At 58.1% G+C, this 19,287-nt stretch carries 16 protein-coding genes and 1 pseudogene; 6 read left to right on the plus strand and 11 right to left on the minus strand.

From position 1 onward, the window contains the following. Positions 1-62 precede the first annotated feature (62 nt). Positions 63-357, minus strand: a pseudogene (locus NWP14_RS02910) (SDR family oxidoreductase); the annotation flags it as partial. A 543-nt stretch (positions 358-900) separates the two neighbouring features. Between NWP14_RS02910 and NWP14_RS02915 the strand changes: the two are divergent. From NWP14_RS02915 to NWP14_RS02930, 4 genes are all read left to right on the plus strand, one after another. After that, entirely contained in the window at positions 901-2,088 is a 1,188-nt protein-coding gene (locus tag NWP14_RS02915) for a PLP-dependent aspartate aminotransferase family protein (RefSeq protein WP_095102218.1), read from the plus strand. Further along, positions 2,081-3,499, plus strand: coding sequence for a Na+/H+ antiporter NhaC family protein (locus NWP14_RS02920; RefSeq protein WP_331833821.1), 1,419 nt, complete (start codon positions 2,081-2,083; stop codon positions 3,497-3,499). Before NWP14_RS02915 ends, NWP14_RS02920 begins: the two co-directional genes overlap by 8 nt. 27 nt (positions 3,500-3,526) lie before the next feature. After that, positions 3,527-3,913: a RidA family protein gene (locus tag NWP14_RS02925; protein WP_095102222.1), complete on the plus strand. Its 387-nt coding sequence runs from the start codon at positions 3,527-3,529 to the stop codon at positions 3,911-3,913. A gap of 75 nt (positions 3,914-3,988) precedes the next feature. Beyond that, entirely contained in the window at positions 3,989-4,981 is a 993-nt protein-coding gene (locus tag NWP14_RS02930; protein WP_331833820.1) for a D-cysteine desulfhydrase, read from the plus strand. Between the two features lie 72 nt (positions 4,982-5,053). On the opposite strand, the gene NWP14_RS02935 is transcribed toward NWP14_RS02930, so the two are convergent. Both NWP14_RS02935 and NWP14_RS02940 read right to left on the minus strand, forming a co-directional pair. Then, on the minus strand, positions 5,054-6,364 hold the full coding sequence (locus NWP14_RS02935; protein WP_375214742.1) for a serine dehydratase subunit alpha family protein: 1,311 nt from the start codon (positions 6,362-6,364) through the stop codon (positions 5,054-5,056). 292 nt (positions 6,365-6,656) lie between these two features. Continuing rightward, positions 6,657-6,797 (minus strand): hypothetical protein, encoded by a 141-nt coding sequence (locus NWP14_RS02940; protein WP_004102786.1) that lies wholly within the window; start codon positions 6,795-6,797, stop codon positions 6,657-6,659. Positions 6,798-7,108: 311 nt separating this feature from the next. Between NWP14_RS02940 and NWP14_RS02945 the strand changes: the two genes are divergently transcribed. Both NWP14_RS02945 and NWP14_RS02950 read left to right on the plus strand, forming a co-directional pair. Beyond that, positions 7,109-8,017, plus strand: a complete 909-nt coding sequence (locus tag NWP14_RS02945) for a DUF535 family protein (protein ID WP_095102226.1) — start codon at positions 7,109-7,111, stop codon at positions 8,015-8,017. 378 nt (positions 8,018-8,395) lie between these two features. Continuing rightward, a complete protein-coding gene (locus NWP14_RS02950; protein WP_346431364.1) occupies positions 8,396-10,801 on the plus strand; it encodes a membrane-bound PQQ-dependent dehydrogenase, glucose/quinate/shikimate family in 2,406 nt (801 codons plus the stop codon). Between the two features lie 108 nt (positions 10,802-10,909). On the opposite strand, the gene NWP14_RS02955 is transcribed toward NWP14_RS02950, so the two are convergent. The 8 genes from NWP14_RS02955 to NWP14_RS02990 all read right to left on the minus strand — a co-directional run bounded on the left by NWP14_RS02955 (position 10,910) and on the right by NWP14_RS02990 (position 19,277). After that, the gene (locus tag NWP14_RS02955) at positions 10,910-11,875 is read right to left on the minus strand and encodes an oligopeptide/dipeptide ABC transporter ATP-binding protein (protein ID WP_331833818.1); all 966 of its coding nucleotides are present in this window, start codon (positions 11,873-11,875) and stop codon (positions 10,910-10,912) included. Next, complete coding sequence (locus NWP14_RS02960) at positions 11,872-12,852, minus strand: ABC transporter ATP-binding protein (protein WP_375214743.1); 981 nt, start codon at positions 12,850-12,852, stop codon at positions 11,872-11,874. Before NWP14_RS02960 ends, NWP14_RS02955 begins: the two co-directional genes overlap by 4 nt. Continuing rightward, positions 12,849-13,796, minus strand: coding sequence for an oligopeptide ABC transporter permease (opp4C, locus tag NWP14_RS02965; protein ID WP_375214744.1), 948 nt, complete (start codon positions 13,794-13,796; stop codon positions 12,849-12,851). The genes NWP14_RS02960 and opp4C overlap by 4 nt, the downstream gene beginning before the upstream one ends. Beyond that, positions 13,796-14,755, minus strand: coding sequence for an ABC transporter permease (locus NWP14_RS02970; protein WP_133598055.1), 960 nt, complete (start codon positions 14,753-14,755; stop codon positions 13,796-13,798). Before NWP14_RS02970 ends, opp4C begins: the two co-directional genes overlap by 1 nt. 45 nt (positions 14,756-14,800) lie before the next feature. Continuing rightward, positions 14,801-16,504, minus strand: a complete 1,704-nt coding sequence (locus NWP14_RS02975) for an ABC transporter substrate-binding protein (RefSeq protein WP_375214745.1) — start codon at positions 16,502-16,504, stop codon at positions 14,801-14,803. Between the two features lie 148 nt (positions 16,505-16,652). Further along, positions 16,653-17,696 (minus strand): methionine ABC transporter ATP-binding protein, encoded by a 1,044-nt coding sequence (locus NWP14_RS02980; RefSeq protein ID WP_375214746.1) that lies wholly within the window; start codon positions 17,694-17,696, stop codon positions 16,653-16,655. A 64-nt stretch (positions 17,697-17,760) separates the two neighbouring features. Next, positions 17,761-18,537 carry a MetQ/NlpA family ABC transporter substrate-binding protein gene (locus NWP14_RS02985; RefSeq protein WP_095102238.1) on the minus strand — a complete coding sequence of 259 codons (777 nt, stop codon included), beginning with the start codon at positions 18,535-18,537 and terminating at the stop codon, positions 17,761-17,763. A gap of 74 nt (positions 18,538-18,611) precedes the next feature. Then, positions 18,612-19,277 (minus strand): methionine ABC transporter permease, encoded by a 666-nt coding sequence (locus NWP14_RS02990; protein ID WP_375215090.1) that lies wholly within the window; start codon positions 19,275-19,277, stop codon positions 18,612-18,614. Positions 19,278-19,287: the final 10 nt, after the last annotated feature.

Below are 19,287 nucleotides of genomic sequence, written 5' to 3' on the forward strand. Positions count from 1 at the left end.
CACCAGGGGCGCGAGGACGCTACGATAGCCGCGTCCTGCGCGCCCGCGGCAATTACCTGGTACCTGGCCGCCCAGCCGCCGTCCATATTCCACGCGCCCCGCGCACCCGGGCGGCGGCATCGCTGCACAGGAATAGCGCCATTTATCCCGGCGGCTCCGGGGGGACGAACTCGCCGGAGGGCTGCTTTTCGGCCACCCGCCGCTCTCTGACCGGCGTCGGCGCCGGGTCCGTGCCTTGCGCGATACGTCGGTCGAACCGCTGCTGCACCAGCGGGTCAGCAGCGAGCCGGGGCATATCGCATTGCCGGTGATGCCGGTTCTGGCGGTTTCCAGCGTCAGGGTTTCCGTCAGGCCGATCGCCTCTCGCCCTGGACCGCTTCGGGGCGATTGTGCCCAAAGGCTCCCCCTTAGCCAGCAAAAGTCATCTCTTGTGGCGGGCGCTGCCGCACGGGCTGAAGGTTTTTTTGCCGGTCCCGCCGCGAGGGCGATATTTACCATGATGCTTAAGGGAGGCCCTCAGCGGCGGCCTATGGAATTAATTTCTCCGTCAAAGGAGAAAGAGTGTGTTTTTTCCCCTATTTTTTGTGATTCAAATCACCATTAATAAATATATCCTTATTTTTCAGTGTGTTGAAAAATTACCCGTTTTGATTTTGGAGAATAAATTTCTCCACTTTGCCCTCCTTTGGGGGAAAATAGGTAAGATTTTCTTCGGTCGCTAATATATATTTTAACGGTGGTTGATTTATGAAAATCTCTATGTTGATAGCAACGCGGTTGGCTATTTTTTTAGCTCTTGCGCGGCGTTTTGGTTGCTGTTTTATTAGCCGGTGCTGACTGCTGTTGTTAGAGAGATAAATGTTCACTACCTAATGTCGAATAATAGTTTGAGTATATCCTATGAAAAATAAATTTAAAGATATCGCGACTCTGGTTGTCCATGCCGGGAATCAAATTGATCCGGCGAATAATGCCATATTTACCCCGATAGTTACCGCCAGCTCTTTTATTCAGCCGAATCTCGATGAAGGCGGCGATTTTTGCTACTCAAGGGTCTCGAACCCGACCCGTAAGGCGTATGAGTCGGCGCTGGCTGAGCTGGAGGGCGGTGTTTATGCCACCGCTACCGCCTCGGGAATGGCCGCCACTAATATCGTTATGGAGCTGCTGCCGAAAGATTCACATATTATTGCAATGAAGGGCGTATACGGCGGCACCTGGCGTCTGTTCGATAAGCTAAAGGCCAATACCACCGGCGTCACCGTCTCCTATATTGATCTTAATGATGAAGAAAGCCTTATTGCCAGCATTCAGGAAAATACGTATTTAATCTGGATTGAGACGCCGACTAACCCGCTGCTGGAGCTGGTGGATATTAATAAAGTCTGCACTATTGCGAAGGCGCGCGGTATTTTGACCTGCGTCGATAATACCTTTGCCAGCGCCTGGAATCATCAGCCGCTCGAAATGGGTGCGGATCTGGTGATGCTCTCCACCAGTAAATATATCGGCGGGCACTCCGATTTAATCGGCGGGGCGGTCATCACCAATAATGAACCGCTAGCGGCCCGGCTTGATTTTATCAAAACCACCGTTGGCGCTATCGCGTCACCCTTTGATGCCTATCTGGCGCTGCGCGGAATGAAAACGCTGGATGTCCGCATGCAGCGCCAGTGCGGCAACGCCCGGCGTATTGCTGAATATCTTGAGAACCATCCGGCGGTTGCCCGCGTCTATTATCCCGGCCTGCCTTCGCATCCGCAGCATGCGCTGTGCAAAAAGCAGATGCGCTCGGGCGGCGCGGTGGTTACCGCTACCCTTAAAGGCGACGTGCAGGGCCTGAAACGCTTTATCTCCGGGCTGCGCTATTTTGTTCTCGCCGAGTCGCTGGGCGGCGTGGAGAGCATGATCAATCATTCGGCATCAATGTCTCATGCCGCGATGTCAAAAGAGGAGCGGGAAGCGATAGGCGTCTACGACACCACGCTGCGGTTCTCCGCCGGTATCGAGAACGTCGAGGATCTGATTGCCGACCTCGATACCGCTTTTGCCGCTAGCGCCCGGACACAGGATAGCGATCATGCATGACTACGGTATCTGGACAATTATCACGCCAATGGTCACCATTATTTTGGCGATCCTCACCCGGCAGGTGATTCTCTCCTTATTGACCGGCATTTTTGTCGGGTATGCGGTGATTCATCAAAGCCTCATTCAGGGCGTTGGCGGAACCCTGAACGGCATTATTGAGACCTTTGCCTCCGCCGGTAACGCCCGGACGATTATCTTTATGGTGATGATCGGCGGCATTATGCGGCTGATTGTGGTAACCGGCGGCGTGCGCAAGCTGGTCCAGTTTCTCTCTGAGAAAAACGACTTTGTCACCAATAAGAAGTCGGTTCAGCTGCTGGCTATGCTGGTAACCTCGCTTATTTTTATCGAGAGCTCGATTAACCAGCTTATTGCCGGGGCGTCGACTAAAAACCTCGCCCGGCGCTATAAAGTCTCCCCGGAAAAAATGTCCTACATTATTCAAACCTCCTGCGTCTCGGTCTGCTCATCGGTGATGATCAACGGCTGGGGTGCGGCGATGATGGGCATTATCGGCGTACAGATCGCGCAGGGCTATTTGACCGGGGAACCCTTTGAAGTGCTGGCCAGCTCGATGGTCTGGAATATCATGGCCTGGTTTTCTCTGGCATCCGTCATCTTTTATATCCTGTCAGGCTGCACCTGGGGGCCGATGAAAAAGGCGGAAGTCCGGTTTGAATCCTGCCTGATGGCGCAGGAGCAGGAACAGAGCGAAACAGAGCAGGACCCGGTGATTGACCATCCGGCATCCAACTCGCTACTCAACTTCTTTATCCCTATTCTTTCAACCGTGCTGATGGTTCCGGTCGTGCTCTATATTACCGGAGACGGCCAGTTCTCCAGGGGCAGCGGCTCCATGTCGGTCTACTCCGGGGTGATGTTCGGTACCGTTGTCTCTTTTGCGTGGTTCAGACTGCGCGGTATTTTAAACGTTGAGAATTTCTTTAAAGAGCTCTATATCGGCTACGCCAGCATGGTGAAAATCAGCTCAATCATGATTCTGGCCTTTTTGATGGGACATATTTCGGCAGAGCTGAATACCGGGCAGTATATTGCTTCAATTACCTCGGGCGTTATTCCCTCCGGATTTTCGATTGGCTTTATTTTTCTGATTGCGGCGGTAATGTCTCTGGCCACCGGGACCTCGTGGGGAACTTTCGCCATTATGATCCCGATCGGCGTACAGCTGGGCGTATCGCTCGGTATCGACCCTCACTTTATGATCGGCGCGGCTATTTCCGGCTCAATCTTTGGCGACATGACTTCGCCTATTTCCAGCGACGCCATCGTGGCTTCAATGGCTACCAACTGCGATCACATTGAGCATATTCGCACGCAGATGCCCTACGCGCTGGTCACCGGGTTCCTCGCGCTCATCGTCTATTTAATCGTCGGGTTTTCGATCTAACGCTCAATATTCATATAAGGATTTATCATGACCAAGGTTATCGCTACGGCGCAGGCCCCGGAAGCTATTGGCCCCTATATTCAGGGCGCCCGGGTAGGGGGTTTTATCTTTACTTCGGGGCAGCTGCCGATTAATCCGGCAACCGGCGAGATCGCCGGGAGCGCGGGCGGGCAGGCCCGGCAAAGCCTGGAGAATATTAAGGCCATTATCGAAGCCGGCGGGTTAGCCCTCGAACATATCTGCAAGGTTAATATCTTCGTCAAGGACCTGAATGAATTTGCGGAGATTAATCAGGCGTACGCCGGGTTTTTTGACCAGCACAAGGTGCAGTATCCGGCGCGCTCCTGCGTGGAGGTTGCGCGCCTGCCTAAAGACGTCAAAGTTGAAATTGAAGCGGTAGCCTGGCAGGGCTAACGCGGCGTCAGCGTCATCATAACGGCGGCCGCATCGCGCCGCCGTTGTTATTCCTGTTTATTGAGAGCAAACGTAATGCTGATTAAAAACTATCTGCAGACATTGCCACGCGTTGAGCTGGTGGGGGCGGTGACGCCGATCCAGCATCTCAGGCGGCTGTCGGAATATCTGCAGCGCGATATCTATATTAAGCGAGACGATCTTTCATATCTTGGTATGGGGGGCAATAAGCTCAGAAAGCTGGAGTTTCTTGTCGCTGATGCGCTTCAACAAGGCTGCGATACGCTGGTGACGGCGGGGGCCATTCAGTCGAATCACGTGCGCCAGACCGCTGCCGTAGCCGCGCATCTGGGCCTGAAATGTGCGGCGCTGCTTGAAAATCCGATCGCCACGGAGGCGCCAAACTATCTCGCCAACGGCAACCATTTACTCTCCTCAATGATGGGCTGTCGTCTGGAAAACGTCGAGGCGCTTAACGATCCGGACGCGCAGCTGCGGGAGCTTAGCGAGAGGCTCGCTCGCGGCGGGGCGAAGCCGTACGTCATTCCCGTTGGCGGCTCCAACGCGCTGGGGTCGCTGGGCTACGTTGACTGCGCGTTGGAAATAGCGGAGCAGTGCGCCCGCATGGATCTCCATATCGACTCGCTGGTGGTACCTTCGGGGAGCGCGGGAACCCATGCGGGACTGGCGGTCGGTTTTGCACACTGCCGGCCGGACATGGCGGTTGTCGGAGTCACCGTCTCTCGTCGCGCCAGCGATCAGCTCCCCAAAGTCGCGCAGCTGCAAAGCGAATTATCGGCGCTGCTGAACGTGGCGACCTCTTCGCCGCTGACGCTGTGGGATGATTACTTTGCGCCGCGCTACGGTATGCCGAATGCCGAGGGGATGCAGGCGGTTGAGCTGCTGGCGCGGCTAGAGGGCATCATGCTGGACCCGGTTTATACCGGCAAGGCGATGGCGGGGCTGATTGACGGCGTGCAAACATCGCGATTCGTCGGCAGCGGTCCGGTGATGTTTATGCATACCGGCGGCGCTCCGGCGCTGTTCGCCTGTTACCCGCAGGTTTAAGCCTGAATATGGCGGCTATGCCCCGGCGGCGCAGCGCTGACCGGGGCAATGATATTTTCAGCGGTCTCCCCGCTAATAGCGCTTACTCGCCATGATGGTAATAATCTGCCGATCGGTATGCTGCATCGACTGAGCGGCGATGGCGCATAAATTACGGATCGAATTTTCGACATCGCGTTCAACGATACCGTCGCTGGCGGAAACGACGGAGTTATCCAGCGCCAGCAGGATTGCTTTCCACGCGCAAGAAATGCTGGTCGAGACCTTCATTGAGCAGCTGCTGGAGGCGCCATCGCAAATCATGCCGCTGATATCGCCAATCATGTTGTTTACCGCCATAGTGATATTTTCGTAACTTCCCTTCATCAGCCAGATAATCCCCGCCGCGGCGCCCATCGCGGCCGTGGTGGTGGCGCAGAGCGCGGACAGGCGCGGAAGCTTGCTGTGGATATAGATAGCCACGAGGTGCGACAGCGCCAGCGCGCGGGTGAGCTGCTGCCGGCTGGCGCCGAGTCGTTCGGCGGCAACCACCACCGGCAGGGTCGCGGTAATGCCCTGATTACCGGAACCGGAGTTGGTCATTGCCGGAAGCGTGGCGCCGCCCATTCTGGCATCCGAGGCGGCGCTGGTACGATAGAGGATCTCGGTAAAGATATCGTCAGCGGCCAGCCCCTTGTCGACCTGGCGCTTTAGCGTCGGCCCAATATGCAGACCCCACTCTTTCGCCAGACCTCGCTTCGAGAGCGCGTTGTTCATCTGCGCGGCGGCTAAAATGAAGTCAATCTCCCCGCAGGGAACGTCGCGAATAAAATCGTAGATTTGGCGCAGCGAGCTGGCGGCAACCTGGGTCAGCGGCTGCGGCCGATCGTCGCATGCGGCCTCCGCCGTTTTGACAAACACGGGCTGTCCCATTTTTTCAATCGCCACCACGTTAGTATGGTCGCCGATGATCGTTACCGTCGCGTGCTGGTCGCCGGCAAACACCGTGGCGCGAACGTAGATCGTTTCCTCACAGGGCTCCTGCAGGACAATGCGCACGGCGCCGACGGCGAGTAGGGCTTTAGCCGCCGAAATCTCCCGCTGGCTGGCATTTTTAAGCACTTCAAGATCCGCCTGCGGGTCTCCGGCGACAGCGCCTAAGGCCGCAGCGATGGGCAGGCCGAGCATGCCGGTACCCGGCACGGTGACCCCCATTCCATTTTTCATTAAATTGGGCGAAACCGACGCTTCGATGCGCACGATGGCCCCGGATAGCTGCCGTGCCGCAACGGCGCAGGCGAGGGCGACTGAAACGGGCTCGGTGCAGCCTAAGGCTGGCTTGACCTCTTGCTGCAGGACGGTGATGAAGGCGTTCCATTTTACGCGGGTTTCCCGGTGTGGCATGACTGAGCCTCTATAGGAGTACAGAAAAATGTCCATCGAGAAAGTGAACGGAGCGGATCTCAACTCTCCCGGGCCTGGGCTCTGCAACTGTCCAGCCAGCATCGACAGGACGGCAGGCGCTGTAGTAAGAATGTTAGCGCACCCGGCAGAGAAATAAGTTGCATGTTCACTTTGCAAAAACCAGGTTTGAGAGAAAAAAATACTTTCAGGTGTGGGATGTGTAGATAATTTTACTTTTGCGTCAGGCGAGCGGCGGGCATAAAAAAACCGGCCTGGTCGGCCGGTTCAGAAATCAGATTTTGCAGGCGTCGCCGCAATCATCATCGGCAACGATTGCCTGGGCTTTTTTATCAGCATCTTCAAGGCGTTCAGCGTTACGCTCCTGCGCCTCTTCCAGACCGCTAAAAACCAGATTGTCGAGATCAATTTCCATGAGTTACCCACTTAAGTTCAGTTTTGACCGTGGGCAGATTATAGGGCAAAACGGGCGAGGGGGCACCCCATGCCGTCGTTGATCGCACGTAGCGATAATCGCGCCAGTTAACAGTTCGCCGCGTGATGAATAATTAAGCTGACTGCTAATAATGAGAGTTGACAGGTTGGCTGAATATAATTTTGGGGATTATAGAATGATTACCTGGCTATTTATTAAATGAAAGGACAACGAACGGGTAACTAAGCGTTGACTTGAATGATTTATGATATTATTGCCGCGATTATGGTTGATTCTATGGATCTTGATCGATGGCTCAAACAGCAGCAGTCGCCATCAAAGAATGGCGAAAAAATAATAAACTCATTTGTAATGTTAAACTCAAATATAAGAAGGTGTTACGCCGATGCAGAGAAATACCGCTGGCAGGGGGCAAATATAGGGAATATCAAGCGCTGTGTAATAAATACGTTTGCGCCAGATTAACCGATGCCACGGAGGGGCTGGTCAGTTTCCAGGATAAACCCTTCAAAGCGTATTTAAATAAAAAGTTGTCAAAGAGAACCAAACTCGATATTGCCTACGGGTCGTTGATTTTTATGGAAAAAACGTTTTCTGAAGCGATCATGCCGCAGCTGTATAACGTGAAAGAGTTTGGCCTGACGGTAGCTAGCGTTCCGCTGAAAAATGGTTCCAGCATTGATGTTAAGCTGCTGGCATCGCCTTTTCAGGAAGAAGGGGAGCTGATGCTCTTAATGCTCCTGGATAATAGACGCATCTACAGTCTCTGTTTTTCCTGTACCGCAGACGGCCGCGCTTATATTGGCGGAATTCAGGGAGGGAAAGACGTAACTAATGATGAAATTAAAGTCGTGACTAAGGAGCTTTTCGGTATCCGACCTAAAAATTTAATAATCACTCTGCTGTACGGTTTTTTACAGCATTGCGATATTAAAGAGATCTATGCGGTTGACAGCCATTTCCACGTTAAAAGCGACAAAGTAATGACCAATTACGCTGCGCTGTGGCTGGAAGTAGGCGGTGAGCAGTATCGTCGCGGTTGGTATAAACTGCCGTCGCAGGAAATAAAGAAAAGCCTTGAAGAGGTCAAAAGTAAGCATCGCAGCCAGTTTATCAAGCGTGAAAGTTTGAAAGAGCTGGTGCAGCATGAGCTTGCGGCCTCAATGCAGCAGCTTGGCGGGCGTCTTAGCGCCGGTTAATCTGCAGCAGCGGGTTTGCCGGTCAACAGGGGGCTGTTGGCCGGCAACCTCCCGCAATCCTCCCGCACCTTCCCGCAACCTCCTGCCATCTTCCTTACTATCCCGTATACCCCTTGCTTTTCCGTTATCTCCCCTCGCGTTGGGCAGCTTAAAACCGCTTCATCTATCAACTTCCTTTTATAAATTAAAAAATTTTAAACATTAAATGCTGGATAGTTTTACATAAAATTTACAAACTCATATACTTTCTTACGTTCTTCGCTCCGTTCAGGAGCGTCCAACCAGTATGTTATGTGGTCTGTGCCTTAATTATGTCAATAAAGCACTGTTAAGAATAAATACATTGGTTACAACGACTAGCGTCGTATGGGATGAAATATGGACGAACAACGAGGTAGCGGCAGAGGGATGTTCTTCACCGCCTGGCGCCTGCTATTTGTGTTATTGAGTTTTTGCATTGGGCTGTTCTTAACTATCTGGGGCGGCAAGCTCCTCTCTCTTGGCGGCAGCGCCTGGTATCTGTTGGCGGGCCTGGCCTATATGGTTATCGCCGTCGGCTACCTTATCCGCAGTAAATACGTTCTTCCTTTCGCAATTATTACCTTCTTTCTGACCCTGGTCTGGGCACTTTACGAAGTCCAGCTTAGCTACTGGGGACTGATCCCTCGCCTGGTGGTTCCCGCTCTGCTGCTGATGCTGGGCCTGTGGCTGGCCGCGACCCTGCCGGTAAAACGAGCGCAGGTTCGCTACGCTAACCGCGGCGCCGCGGTAATTTTCATCGCGCTGCTGGCGACGCTGGTGTCGGCGTTCTATCCGCACGGCGGCATCCATAACGGCGTCGTCCAAGCGGCGACCGACGGCGTGTCGACCGAGGCGGCGAAAAGCGATAACTGGGCGTTCTTCGGCCGCGATGCCTCCGGTACCCGCTTCGCGCCTTACGATCAAATCACCCCGGAAAACGTCAAAAATCTGAAGGTGGCCTGGACCTATCACACCGGCCGTCGGCTGACCGGCGCGGGGATCGGGGTTGATGAAAATACCCCGCTGCAGATTGGCGATACCCTCTATTCCTGTACGCCGCTCAACGTGGTGACCGCGCTGGATGCCGACACCGGTAAAGCGCGCTGGCGCTTTGATCCGCACGCGCAGACCGCAGAGCACGTTACCTGCCGCGGCGTGGGCTATTACGACGTGCAAAGCGACGCCTCGCTGAGCGCCGAGGAGAAGGCCAGCCCGTCACTGCAGCAGTGCCCGCAGCGGATTCTGGTCTCCACCGTTGACGCCCGCCTGCTGGCGCTGAATGCGAAAACCGGTGAACTGTGCGAAGACTTCGGCACTCACGGCAGCGTCGATCTGAAGCAGGGGATGGATAACACCGAAAACAGCAAGCGCTATCACCCAACCTCAACGCCGGTGATTATGGGGCACATCGCGGTGCTCGGCGGCTGGGTTCGCGATATCGTGCACGGCGAGCCCTCCGGCGTGGTCCGCGCCTTTGACGTGCGCAGCGGTAAGGTGGTGTGGGCCTGGGACGTTGGCCATCCGGAAAATGTGACCGATCCGCAAAAAGGGCGCGTGTACACCCTCGAAACCCCGAACGTGTGGACGGTACCGGGCTTTGATAAAGAGCTGAATCTGGTTTATCTGCCGACCGGCAACGGTCCGCCGGATTACTGGGGCGGCGATCGTAATGAGGCCAAAGAGAAGTACGGCTCCTCGGTGGTGGCGGTTGATGCCGGCAGCGGCGAAACGAAGTGGGTGTTCCAGACCGTGCATCACGATATCTGGGATTATGACCTGCCGTCACAGCCGGTTCTGTTCCACATGAAGAACGACCAGGGCGAAGAGGTCCCGGTACTGATTCAGACCACCAAAACCGGCCAAATCTACGTCCTTGACCGCCGTACCGGTAAGCCGGTGACCCGCGTCGAGGAGCGGCCGGTGGCGCAAGAAGGGGCGGAAGGCGAGCGTCTCTCCGCGACCCAGCCGTTCTCTACCGGCATGCCGCAGCTCGGCGTTGAGCCGTTAACCGAGAAATCAATGTGGGGCGTGACGCCGTTTGACCAGCTGATTTGCCGTATTGACTTCAAAGAGTCCACCTACCTTGGGATGTATACGCCGCCGTCAGAGAAGCCGTATATCGAATGGCCGAGCCTGCTGGGCGGCATGAACTGGGGCGGCATCACCATCGATGAACGCACCGGGACGCTGTTTGTTAACGACATGCGTATGCCGCTGAGAATGTCGCTGGTGCGTCAGGAAGATATGGCGAAATACAAGGTTTCCACCGACGAAGTCCCGGGCTTCATGGGCACCGTACGTCCGCAGATCGCCGGGCCATACGGCGGCGTGCGGATCGATATTCTGCAGTCCGCGCTGGGCGTACCCTGCAATACGCCGCCGTTCGGCACCATGAGCGCCGTTGACCTCAATACCCGTCAGCTGCTGTGGCAGGTCCCGATGGGCTCGGTCGAGGATACCGGTCCGCTGGGTCTGAAAACCCATATGCATATTCCTCTGGGAATGCCGACTCTGGGCGGGCCAACCTCGACCGCTTCCGGGCTGATCTTCTTTGCCGGTACCCAGGATAACTATCTGCGGGCGCTGGATTCGGCGACCGGGAAAGAGCTGTGGCGCGCGCGTCTGCCGGTAGGCGCAGTGGCCGCGCCGCTGATTTACAAATCGCCGAAAACGGGCAAAGAGTATGTGGTGATCTCCGCCGGCGGCGCCAGCCACTCGCCGGACGTCGGCGACGATATCATCGCCTACGCCCTTGAAGAGTAGCGCCCGCGGGCTATTCACGCCTAACGAGGATTAGCTCCCTCCGGTGAACAAAACCTGCCGCTGAACAACCGGCAGGTTTTTTTTCGCCCGCTGCCGGGCAGGGGCGAACTAAACGGCGTGGCAGGCGACGTGATGGCCTTCGGCGACCTCCCGGAGGGCGGGGACTTCCCGGCGGCAGCGTTCGCTGGCCTGCGGGCAGCGGGAGGAGAAGCGGCAGCCGGGCGGCGGGTTTGACGGGTCCGGAATCTCTCCCTGCACCACGACCGCCGGTTCGCGGAGCGGGTCTAAGGTGGGGACCGCCGCCAGCAGCGCCCGGGTATAGGGATGCAGCGGCCGGGCAAACAGCGCGTCGCGGCTTGCGGTTTCCACCAGCTGTCCGAGATACATCACCGCCACGTCATCGCACAGATGCTCCACCACGCCAAGGTCGTGGGAGATAAACAGGAACGTGACCCCCAGATCGTCGCGCAGGTCGGAAAAGAGGTTAATGATCTGCGCCTGGATTGAGACGTCCAGCGCCGAAATCGGCTCGTCGGCAATAATGAAATCCGGGTTGAGTATCAGCGCCCGCGCGATGCCGATGCGCTGGCGCTGGCCGCCGGAAAATTCGTGCGGAAAACGGTTGTAATGCTGCGGCGCGAGGCCGCAGATCTGCATGACCGCGAGGGTCCTGTCATACAGCTCCGCCTTGCTGCACAGCCTGTGTTCCAGCATCGCCTCGCCGATGGCGTCGCCAATGCGAATTCGCGGGTTCAGCGAACTGTAGGGGTCCTGAAAGACCAGCTGGATTTTCGGCCGCAGCGCCCGCATCTCGCGCGGGGAGAGCGCGCTGAGCTCGCGGCCGCGGTACCTGACGCTGCCCGCGGTTTTCTCATACAGCCCGAGCAGGGTGCGTCCGACGGTGGTTTTACCGCTGCCGGATTCCCCCACCAGGCCGAAAATGGTCCCCGGACGGATCTTAAAGCTCACGCCGTCCACCGCCCGCAGCTCCCCGGTTTGCTGACCGAACAGCCCGTCGCGCAGCGGGAAGTGCTTTTTAAGTCCTTCGACCTCGATGACGTATTCATTGCTCATGCCACGATCTCCGCTAACTCGCTATGAAAACAGGCGACCTGTCGGGCGCGGCCCGCCAGCGGCGGTATCCCCTGGCGGCAGCGTTCGCTGGCGCGCGCGCAGCGATCGGCAAAGGCGCAGTAAGGCGGCAGGGCGGCCAGATCCGGCACCTGTCCGGGGATCGAGTAGAGGCGGCGACGGCGCTCGCCGGGCACCGGGCGGGAGGCAATCAGCCCCTGGGTATAGGGGTGCTGCGGGTGGCGTAATATCTCGGCCGTCGGGCCCTGTTCAACAACCCTGCCGGCGTACATCACCACCACGTGCTCCGCCATTTGCGCAATAACGCCGAGATCGTGGGTGATCAGCATCATCGCCATCCGGCTGGCCCGGGAACGATCGCGCAGAAGCTGGAGGATCTGCGCCTGCACGGTGACGTCCAGGGCGGTGGTGGGCTCGTCGGCGATCAGCAGCTGCGGTTCGCAGCTCAGGGCCATCGCGATCATGATGCGCTGCAGCATCCCGCCGGAGAGCTGGTGCGGATAGCTGTTCATCAGGCTCTCCGCCCGCGCCAGGCCGACGTCGCTAATCAGCCGCGTGGCGTGCTGCCAGGCGGCCTTTGCCGATTCTCCGCGATGACGGATCAGCGGTTCGCACAGCTGCTCGCCGATGGTGAATACCGGATTGAGCGCGCTCATCGGCTCCTGGAAAATCATCGCCAGCCGGTTGCCGCGCAGGTCGGCCATTTTGGCCGCCTTCAGGCGCAGCAGATCCTCCCCGTTGAATAAAATCTCTCCGCCGTCGACGCGCGCCGCCTGGGGAGGCAGCAGGCCCATCAGCGACATGGCGGTGACGCTTTTGCCGCAGCCAGACTCGCCGACGACGCCGACGGTTTGCCCGGCATGAATGGCGAAAGAGACCTCCTGCACCGCCCGCACGCGGTTTTTTTCGCCGGCAAAGGAGACCGAAAGCTGGTTAAAGGTGATTAGCGGCGCGCTCATTTCAGCCTCTGTTTCATTTTGGGGTCCATCGCGTCGCGCAGGCCGTCGCCCAGCACGTTGATGGCGATAACGGTGATAAAAATAGCCAGGCCCGGCGGCATCCACAGCCACGGGCGGCGCTGGAAGTCGATCAGGCTGTTGGCGGCATCCATCATATTGCCCCACGACGGGGTGGGCGGCACCACGCCGAGGCCGAGATAGCTGAGGGCCGACTCGCTCAGAATGGCGTTGGCGACCGCCATCGTCGCCATCACCACCAGAATCGGGATGGTATTCGGCAGCAGATGACCAAACAGGCGGCGGCGCGCCGACAGGCCCAGCACCTGGGTTGCCAGCATAAAGTCCCGCTCGCGCAGCGACAGGCACTGGCCGCGCACCAGCCGGGCCAGCTTCGGCCACTCCAGCAGGCTCAGCATAATGACCACCATGTAGATCCGCGACTCCGGGGAGAAATCGAGCTCCGAGAGCATCGCCCCGGCGACAATCAGCAGCGGCAGGCCGGGAATGGTCATCACCAGATCCGCCAGGCGCATGATCAGCCGGTCGGTCAGGCCGCCGGCATAGCCGGAGACCGCGCCGAGCAGATAGCCCAGGGTGACCGACAGCAGCATGGTCAGGAGGCCGATAATCAGCGAGATCCGCCCGGCCAGCAGCAGCCGGGTATAGACGTCGCGGCCGAGAAAATCGGTACCCAGCCAGTGCTCAGCGCCGGGGGGCTTGTTGATCATCAGCACGTCGGTGGCGTCATCTTTCCACGGCGACCACAGGGGGCCCAGCACGCACCATGCTGCCATCACCAGCAGAACTATCAGGCACAGCATCGCCAGCCGGTTGCGCCTCAGCGCCTGCCAGGCCTGGCGCCAGGGCGATGGCGCGATCTGCGCCAGCGTCGGGATCTCCGCTTTACGCAGGCGACGGTTGGTTGAAAACAGTGAACTGAGCATTATGACCTCACCCGGATTCGCGGGTCGGCCCACGCGTACAGCACGTCGGCAATCAGGTTGCCGAGGATCGTCAGCACCGCCAGAAACAGGGTAAAGCCCATCAGCACCGGGTAATCGCGGGCGGCCAGCGAGTCGATATGAATATGGCCCGCCCCCGGCCAGTTGAAGACTTTTTCGGTGATGATGGCGCCGGAAAACAGCCCCGGCAGCTCAAAGCCGAGCAGGGTGATAATCGGCAGCAGCGCGTTGCGCAGCGCGTGCCTGAAGATGACCGTGCGTTCGCGCAGCCCCTTGGCGCGGGCGGTACGAATAAAATCCATTTTCACCACCTCGAGCATGCTGGCGCGAAAATAGCGCGTCAGGCTACCGGCCTGCAGCATCACCAGCGCCAGCACCGGCAGCGCCAGATGCGCCGCCACCTGCAGGATATAGGCCCAGCCGCGCTCATCGCTGCCGGTGTTGGTCATGCCCCCCGGCGGCAGCCAGTGCAGATCGACGGCGAACCACTTAATCAGCAGCAGGCAGAGGAAAAAGGTCGGAAAGGACATGGCGGCGAAGACGGCGATGCTGACCAGGTGATCGAACAGCGAGTTGGGCTTCATGGCGGAAACAATCCCCACCGTCAGGCCAATGCCCCAGTAAAAAACCAGCGCGACGCTGGCCAGCAGAAAGGAGTTCCAGACGTACTGGTTGAGCAGCTGGCTGACCGGGATCTGGTACTGCAGCGAGAAGCCCAGGTCGCCGCGCAGCAGCTGGCCGAGCCAGTGCAGGTAGCGGGTGAACAGGGGCTGGTCGAGGCCGTAGATGGCCTTCAGCTCGGCGGCGCGGGCGGCGGTAAGAGTGATATTACCGTCGATAAAGTCGCCCGGGGTTTTAGCGAACAGCATAAAAATGATCAAGGAAGCCAGCAGCAGCATCGGCAGAGTTTGCAGCAGCCGTCTCAGGATGAAATTTCTCATAACATTCTCATATCCCCCGCCGGGAAACCCCGGAGGGGGCGATTTTTACCTGGCGATTTTCACGTCCGGCAGGCTGCCGGTCAGACCGTTATAGATATCCGGCTTAAAGCCGCTGACCCTGGCGCTGCTGGCGGAGAGGATCTGGCGGTAGCCGAGGAAGATAACCGGCGGGTCTTCCGCCAGCACTTTGTACAGCTGGTGGTAAATCGGTTTGCGCTGATTCACGTCGAGCACTGCGTTACCTGCGTTAATCAGCTTATCGACCTGCGGATTGTGATAGCCGGACTCTTTCGCCTCGCTGCTGTAGAAGTCCCATACCCCGTCATGCGGGTCGTTCAGCGTGCTGGTGCTGAAAGAGGCCAGATCGTAGTTACCCGATTTTCGCTGGGCCATCAGGGCGTTGAAGTCCACCACCTGCGGCTTAAGCAGGACGCCAATCTGCTGCCAGTTCTCTTTGGCGATGGGGATCAGCGCATCGTTGAGCACCTTCTTGCTGACCAGCAGCGTCAGCTCCAGGCGCTTGCCGTCTTTCACCCGGATGCCGTCCGGTCCGGGCTTCCAGCCCGCCTCATCAAGCAGCTTTTTCGCCTGTGCCGGGTCGTATTTATACGGGTTAACGCCTTCCGCATTGTAGGCCCAGGAGATGGGGGCGATGGGCTCAATGGCCACCTTGCCGTAGCCCTGATACACCACGTCAATCAGCTTCTGCCGGTCGAGGCCGTAAATCAGCGCCTGGCGCACTTTGACATCCTGCAGCGCCGGGCGACGAACGTTGAATTCAACCTGGCTGTAGTCGCTGGAGCCGTAGAGGTTGATGTTGGCGAAGCCGAGCATTTTCAGCTGTTCGATATCGTCCGGACGCGAGGTAAAGGCGTCATAATCGGTTTCGCCGGTCTGGAACAGCTGGAAGTTGGTGGACGGATTGGTGACGCGATAGATAAAGCGCGGCGTCGGCGGCGTACCGCGATAGTAATGGCTGTTGGCGTGGAAGCGAATCTCCTGGCCCGGGAGATATTTGTCGTAGACGTAAGGGCCGTTGCCCAGCGGTTTGCCGTGCAGCGTGCGCAGATAGTCGAGCTGCCCGCGCTGATATCCCTTGCCGTACCAGGCTTTGGACAGCACCGGGCCGCCGATTTTAGCCAGCGTCGTGGCGCCCGGTTCGCTGGTGGTCACCTGCAGCGTCAGCGGATCGATGACCTTCAGGCCGCTAACGCTGTCGGCCGTACCGGCCTTATATTCAGCGCCGCCGGCAATATTGGCGAGCGTAATGTCAGTATCGCCGTCGTATTTGGGGTCCAGCAGCACGGTCAGAGTAAAGGCCACGTCTTCGGCGGTGAGCGGCGAGCCGTCGCTGAAGGTCAGATTGGGACGCAGCTTGATGGTGTAGACCTTGTTATCGGCGCTGACGGTCCAGCTTTCGGCCAGCCCCGGCACCAGATTACCGTGGCTGTCCCAGTCAATCAGCCGTGAAAAGATGACGTTGGTGACATTTTCATCCCAGCCGTTAACGAAGAAGTAGGGGTTAAAGATGCCCTGCGGCTCGGAAATGCCGGCGACCACGGTGTCTTTACGCAGTTTGGCGGCCGCCGGGATCTGGCTGGCATCGGTGGCCGGGGTGATCCCTTCCTGTAAAATATCATCCGCAGTGGCGACAGAAGAAAATGCCACCGCGCCGCTAATGAGCGCGATTTTCAGAGCTAGCGAGAATCGCGAACGTTTGGTTTTTAATCCGGGCAGTAATCTGGACAAAAGTGCTCCCTCATCAAATGATTGCGCTTAAATTTACAATTCATGACGAAAGATAAGAGCCGCACCTCCGGCTGTCTAACAACGAAAGGCTATGGTTTATAGCGAATTAGAATTAGCAATAATGCAGAATTAAAATGCCGGATTTGTGCTAAGGAGCAGTGGTTTCCACCATTTCCTCCGTGCCGAGGGTGAAGCGGTCCGCCACCCAGCCGTGCTGGCGCAGCGCGCCGGGCTCCAGCGGCTGCGCCAGGCGAACCCGAATCTGGCCGATCGTCCGCCCCTGAATATGTTCGCAGCTGCTGGAGAGCAGGCTGGCCTGGTCCCCGAGCAGGCCGGCGATATGCTGTAAATTCGGCTCCCGTCCGCTGCTGCCGTCAAAATGGAGCGTCACCACCTGGCGACCGGCGACCGGCGCCTCCGGCTCGCCGGGACGCGCGTGGTGCAGCGTCCCGGTCATGCTGCGGGTAACCTCGTGCTGCGGGTTGCCAAAAATCTGCCACACTTCGCCCTGTTCAATAATTTTTCCCTGTTCGAGCACCGCCACCCGATCGCACAGCGTACGAATCACGTCCATCTCGTGGGTGATAAGGATAATGGTCAGGCCGAGGCGCTGGTTTATCTCTCTCAGCAGCGCCAGCACGGCGTAGGTATTCTCCGGGTCGAGCGCCGAGGTCGCCTCATCGCACAGCAGGATTTCCGGCTGAGTGACCAGCGCGCGGGCAATACCGGTACGCTGTTTCTGCCCGCCGGAGAGCCTGGCCGGCCAGCTGTCGCGCAGGGCGCTGAGGCCGACCAGCTCAAGCATTTCATCGACCCGCCGCCGCCTTTCGTCCCGGGGAACGCCGGCCATTTTTAGCGGCAGTTCGACGTTCTGCGCCACCGTCTTCGTCGACATCAGATTGAAATGCTGAAAGATCATCGCCACCCGGCGGCGCAGATCCCGCAACTGGGCGGGTAAATAGCGCCGGGTAGGCTCGCCATGAATAATGATTTCGCCGCTGTCGGCGCTTTCCAGGCGGTTAAACAGGCGCAGCAGGGTGGATTTCCCGGCGCCGCTGCGCCCGATAATGCCGAAGATTTCGCCCTGATGGATAGTCAGGTTGATATCCTGCAGCGCCCGAACGCCGTTGGGATAGGCTTTGCCTATGTGGGTTAACTCAATATGCGGTACTGCGGTGAGCGCATTGGTCACGGTGATCTCCTCCGTTAGCCAGCAAATAGCGGCAGCGGTGGCGCTGCCGGGTCAATTTCAGCGGTCAGAAACCGGGCACAATTTTGCCCTTATAGCGGGTCAGGATGAAATTGCGTACCGCCTCGGAGTGCAGGGCTTTCGCCAGCTTCTGGATCCCCGGATCGTTGATGTTGTCGGGGCGGGCCACCAGGTACTCGACGTAAAGATCGCTGCCTTTTTCCACCAGCAGCGCTTTGTCGGTATCAATTCCAGCCTCCAGCGCATAGTTGGCAAAGATAAACGCCAGGTCGACCTGGTTCACCGCCCGCGCCAGCATCGCCCCCTCCAGCTCGCGAATTTTGAAACGGTGCGGGTTGCTGACGATATCCCGGGTGGCCGACTGCGGGTCCTGCGGGTTTTTCAGGGTGATGAGCCCCGCGTTGCTGAGCATCACCAGCGCGCGGCCGGTATTGACCGGATCGTTGGGGATGGCGATGGTGGCGCCGTCCGGTACCTCTTTAATGGATTTGTATTTGCTGGAGTAGGCGCCAAACGGTTCGATATGGACGCCCACCACCGGCACCAGATTGGTGTGCCGCGTCTGATTGTAGTTATCGAGGAACGGCCGGTACTGGTAGTAGTTGGCGTCGAGATTTTTTTCCGCCAGCTGCTGGTTAGGCTGAATAAAGTCGTTGAAGACTTTGATTTTTAAATCGACCCCTTCTTTCGCCAGCACCGGTTTGACGAATTCGAGGATCTCCGCGTGCGGGACCGGCGTGGCGCCGACGGTCAGCGTTTCGTTGGCGGCGGCCGATAAAGAGAACAGGGCCAGCAGCCCGGCGGCGATAAGCGTTTTTTTCATGATCTTTTCCTTTAATGTTTGCGCGACGGATGCCCGTCAACCGGCTGTGGCAGCGGGAAGAGGGCGGGCATCTTTTATTTACGGCTTATCGACCGCACGAGGCGGTCGCCGCTCATTTGTAATATCTGCACCAGGGCAATCAGCAGCAGTACGGTGACGACCATAACGTCGGTCTGAAAGCGCTGATAGCCAAAACGGATCGCCAGGTCTCCGAGGCCGCCGCCGCCAATTACGCCCGCCATCGAGGTGTAGTCCACCAGCAAAATGGCGGTGACGGTAACGGCGGCAACCAGCCCCGAGCGCGACTCGGGCAGCAGGGTGTGCCAGATCAGCTGCCAGGTGTTGCCGCCCATCGACCAGCTGGCCTCTACCAGCCCGTGATCCACTTCGCGCAGCGCCGTTTCGACCAGCCGGGCGAAGAAGGGCGCGCAGCCGACGACCAGCGGCGGAATGGTGCCCTGCACCCCCAGCGAGGTGCCGGTGATGAAGGTGGTGACCGGGATCATCACGATCAGCAAAATGATAAACGGCAGCGAGCGCAGCACGTTGACGCACAGCGACAGCAGGCGGTAAAGCCGCGGGGTGTGCAGCAGCCGAGGCTGGCCGGTCAGGTAGAGAACGATCCCCAGCGGCAGGCCAATCAGGACGGTAAAGCCCAGCGACCAGCCCAGCATCGTCAGGGTATCGATAGCGGCCTGCGCCACGTCGTTCCAGTCGATTTCGGCAAAAAATTCCAGCACCGTCGCCACC

Source organism: Klebsiella sp. C349492 (assembly GCF_042055345.1).
GTDB classification, from domain to species: Bacteria; Pseudomonadota; Gammaproteobacteria; order Enterobacterales; family Enterobacteriaceae; genus Klebsiella; species Klebsiella scottii.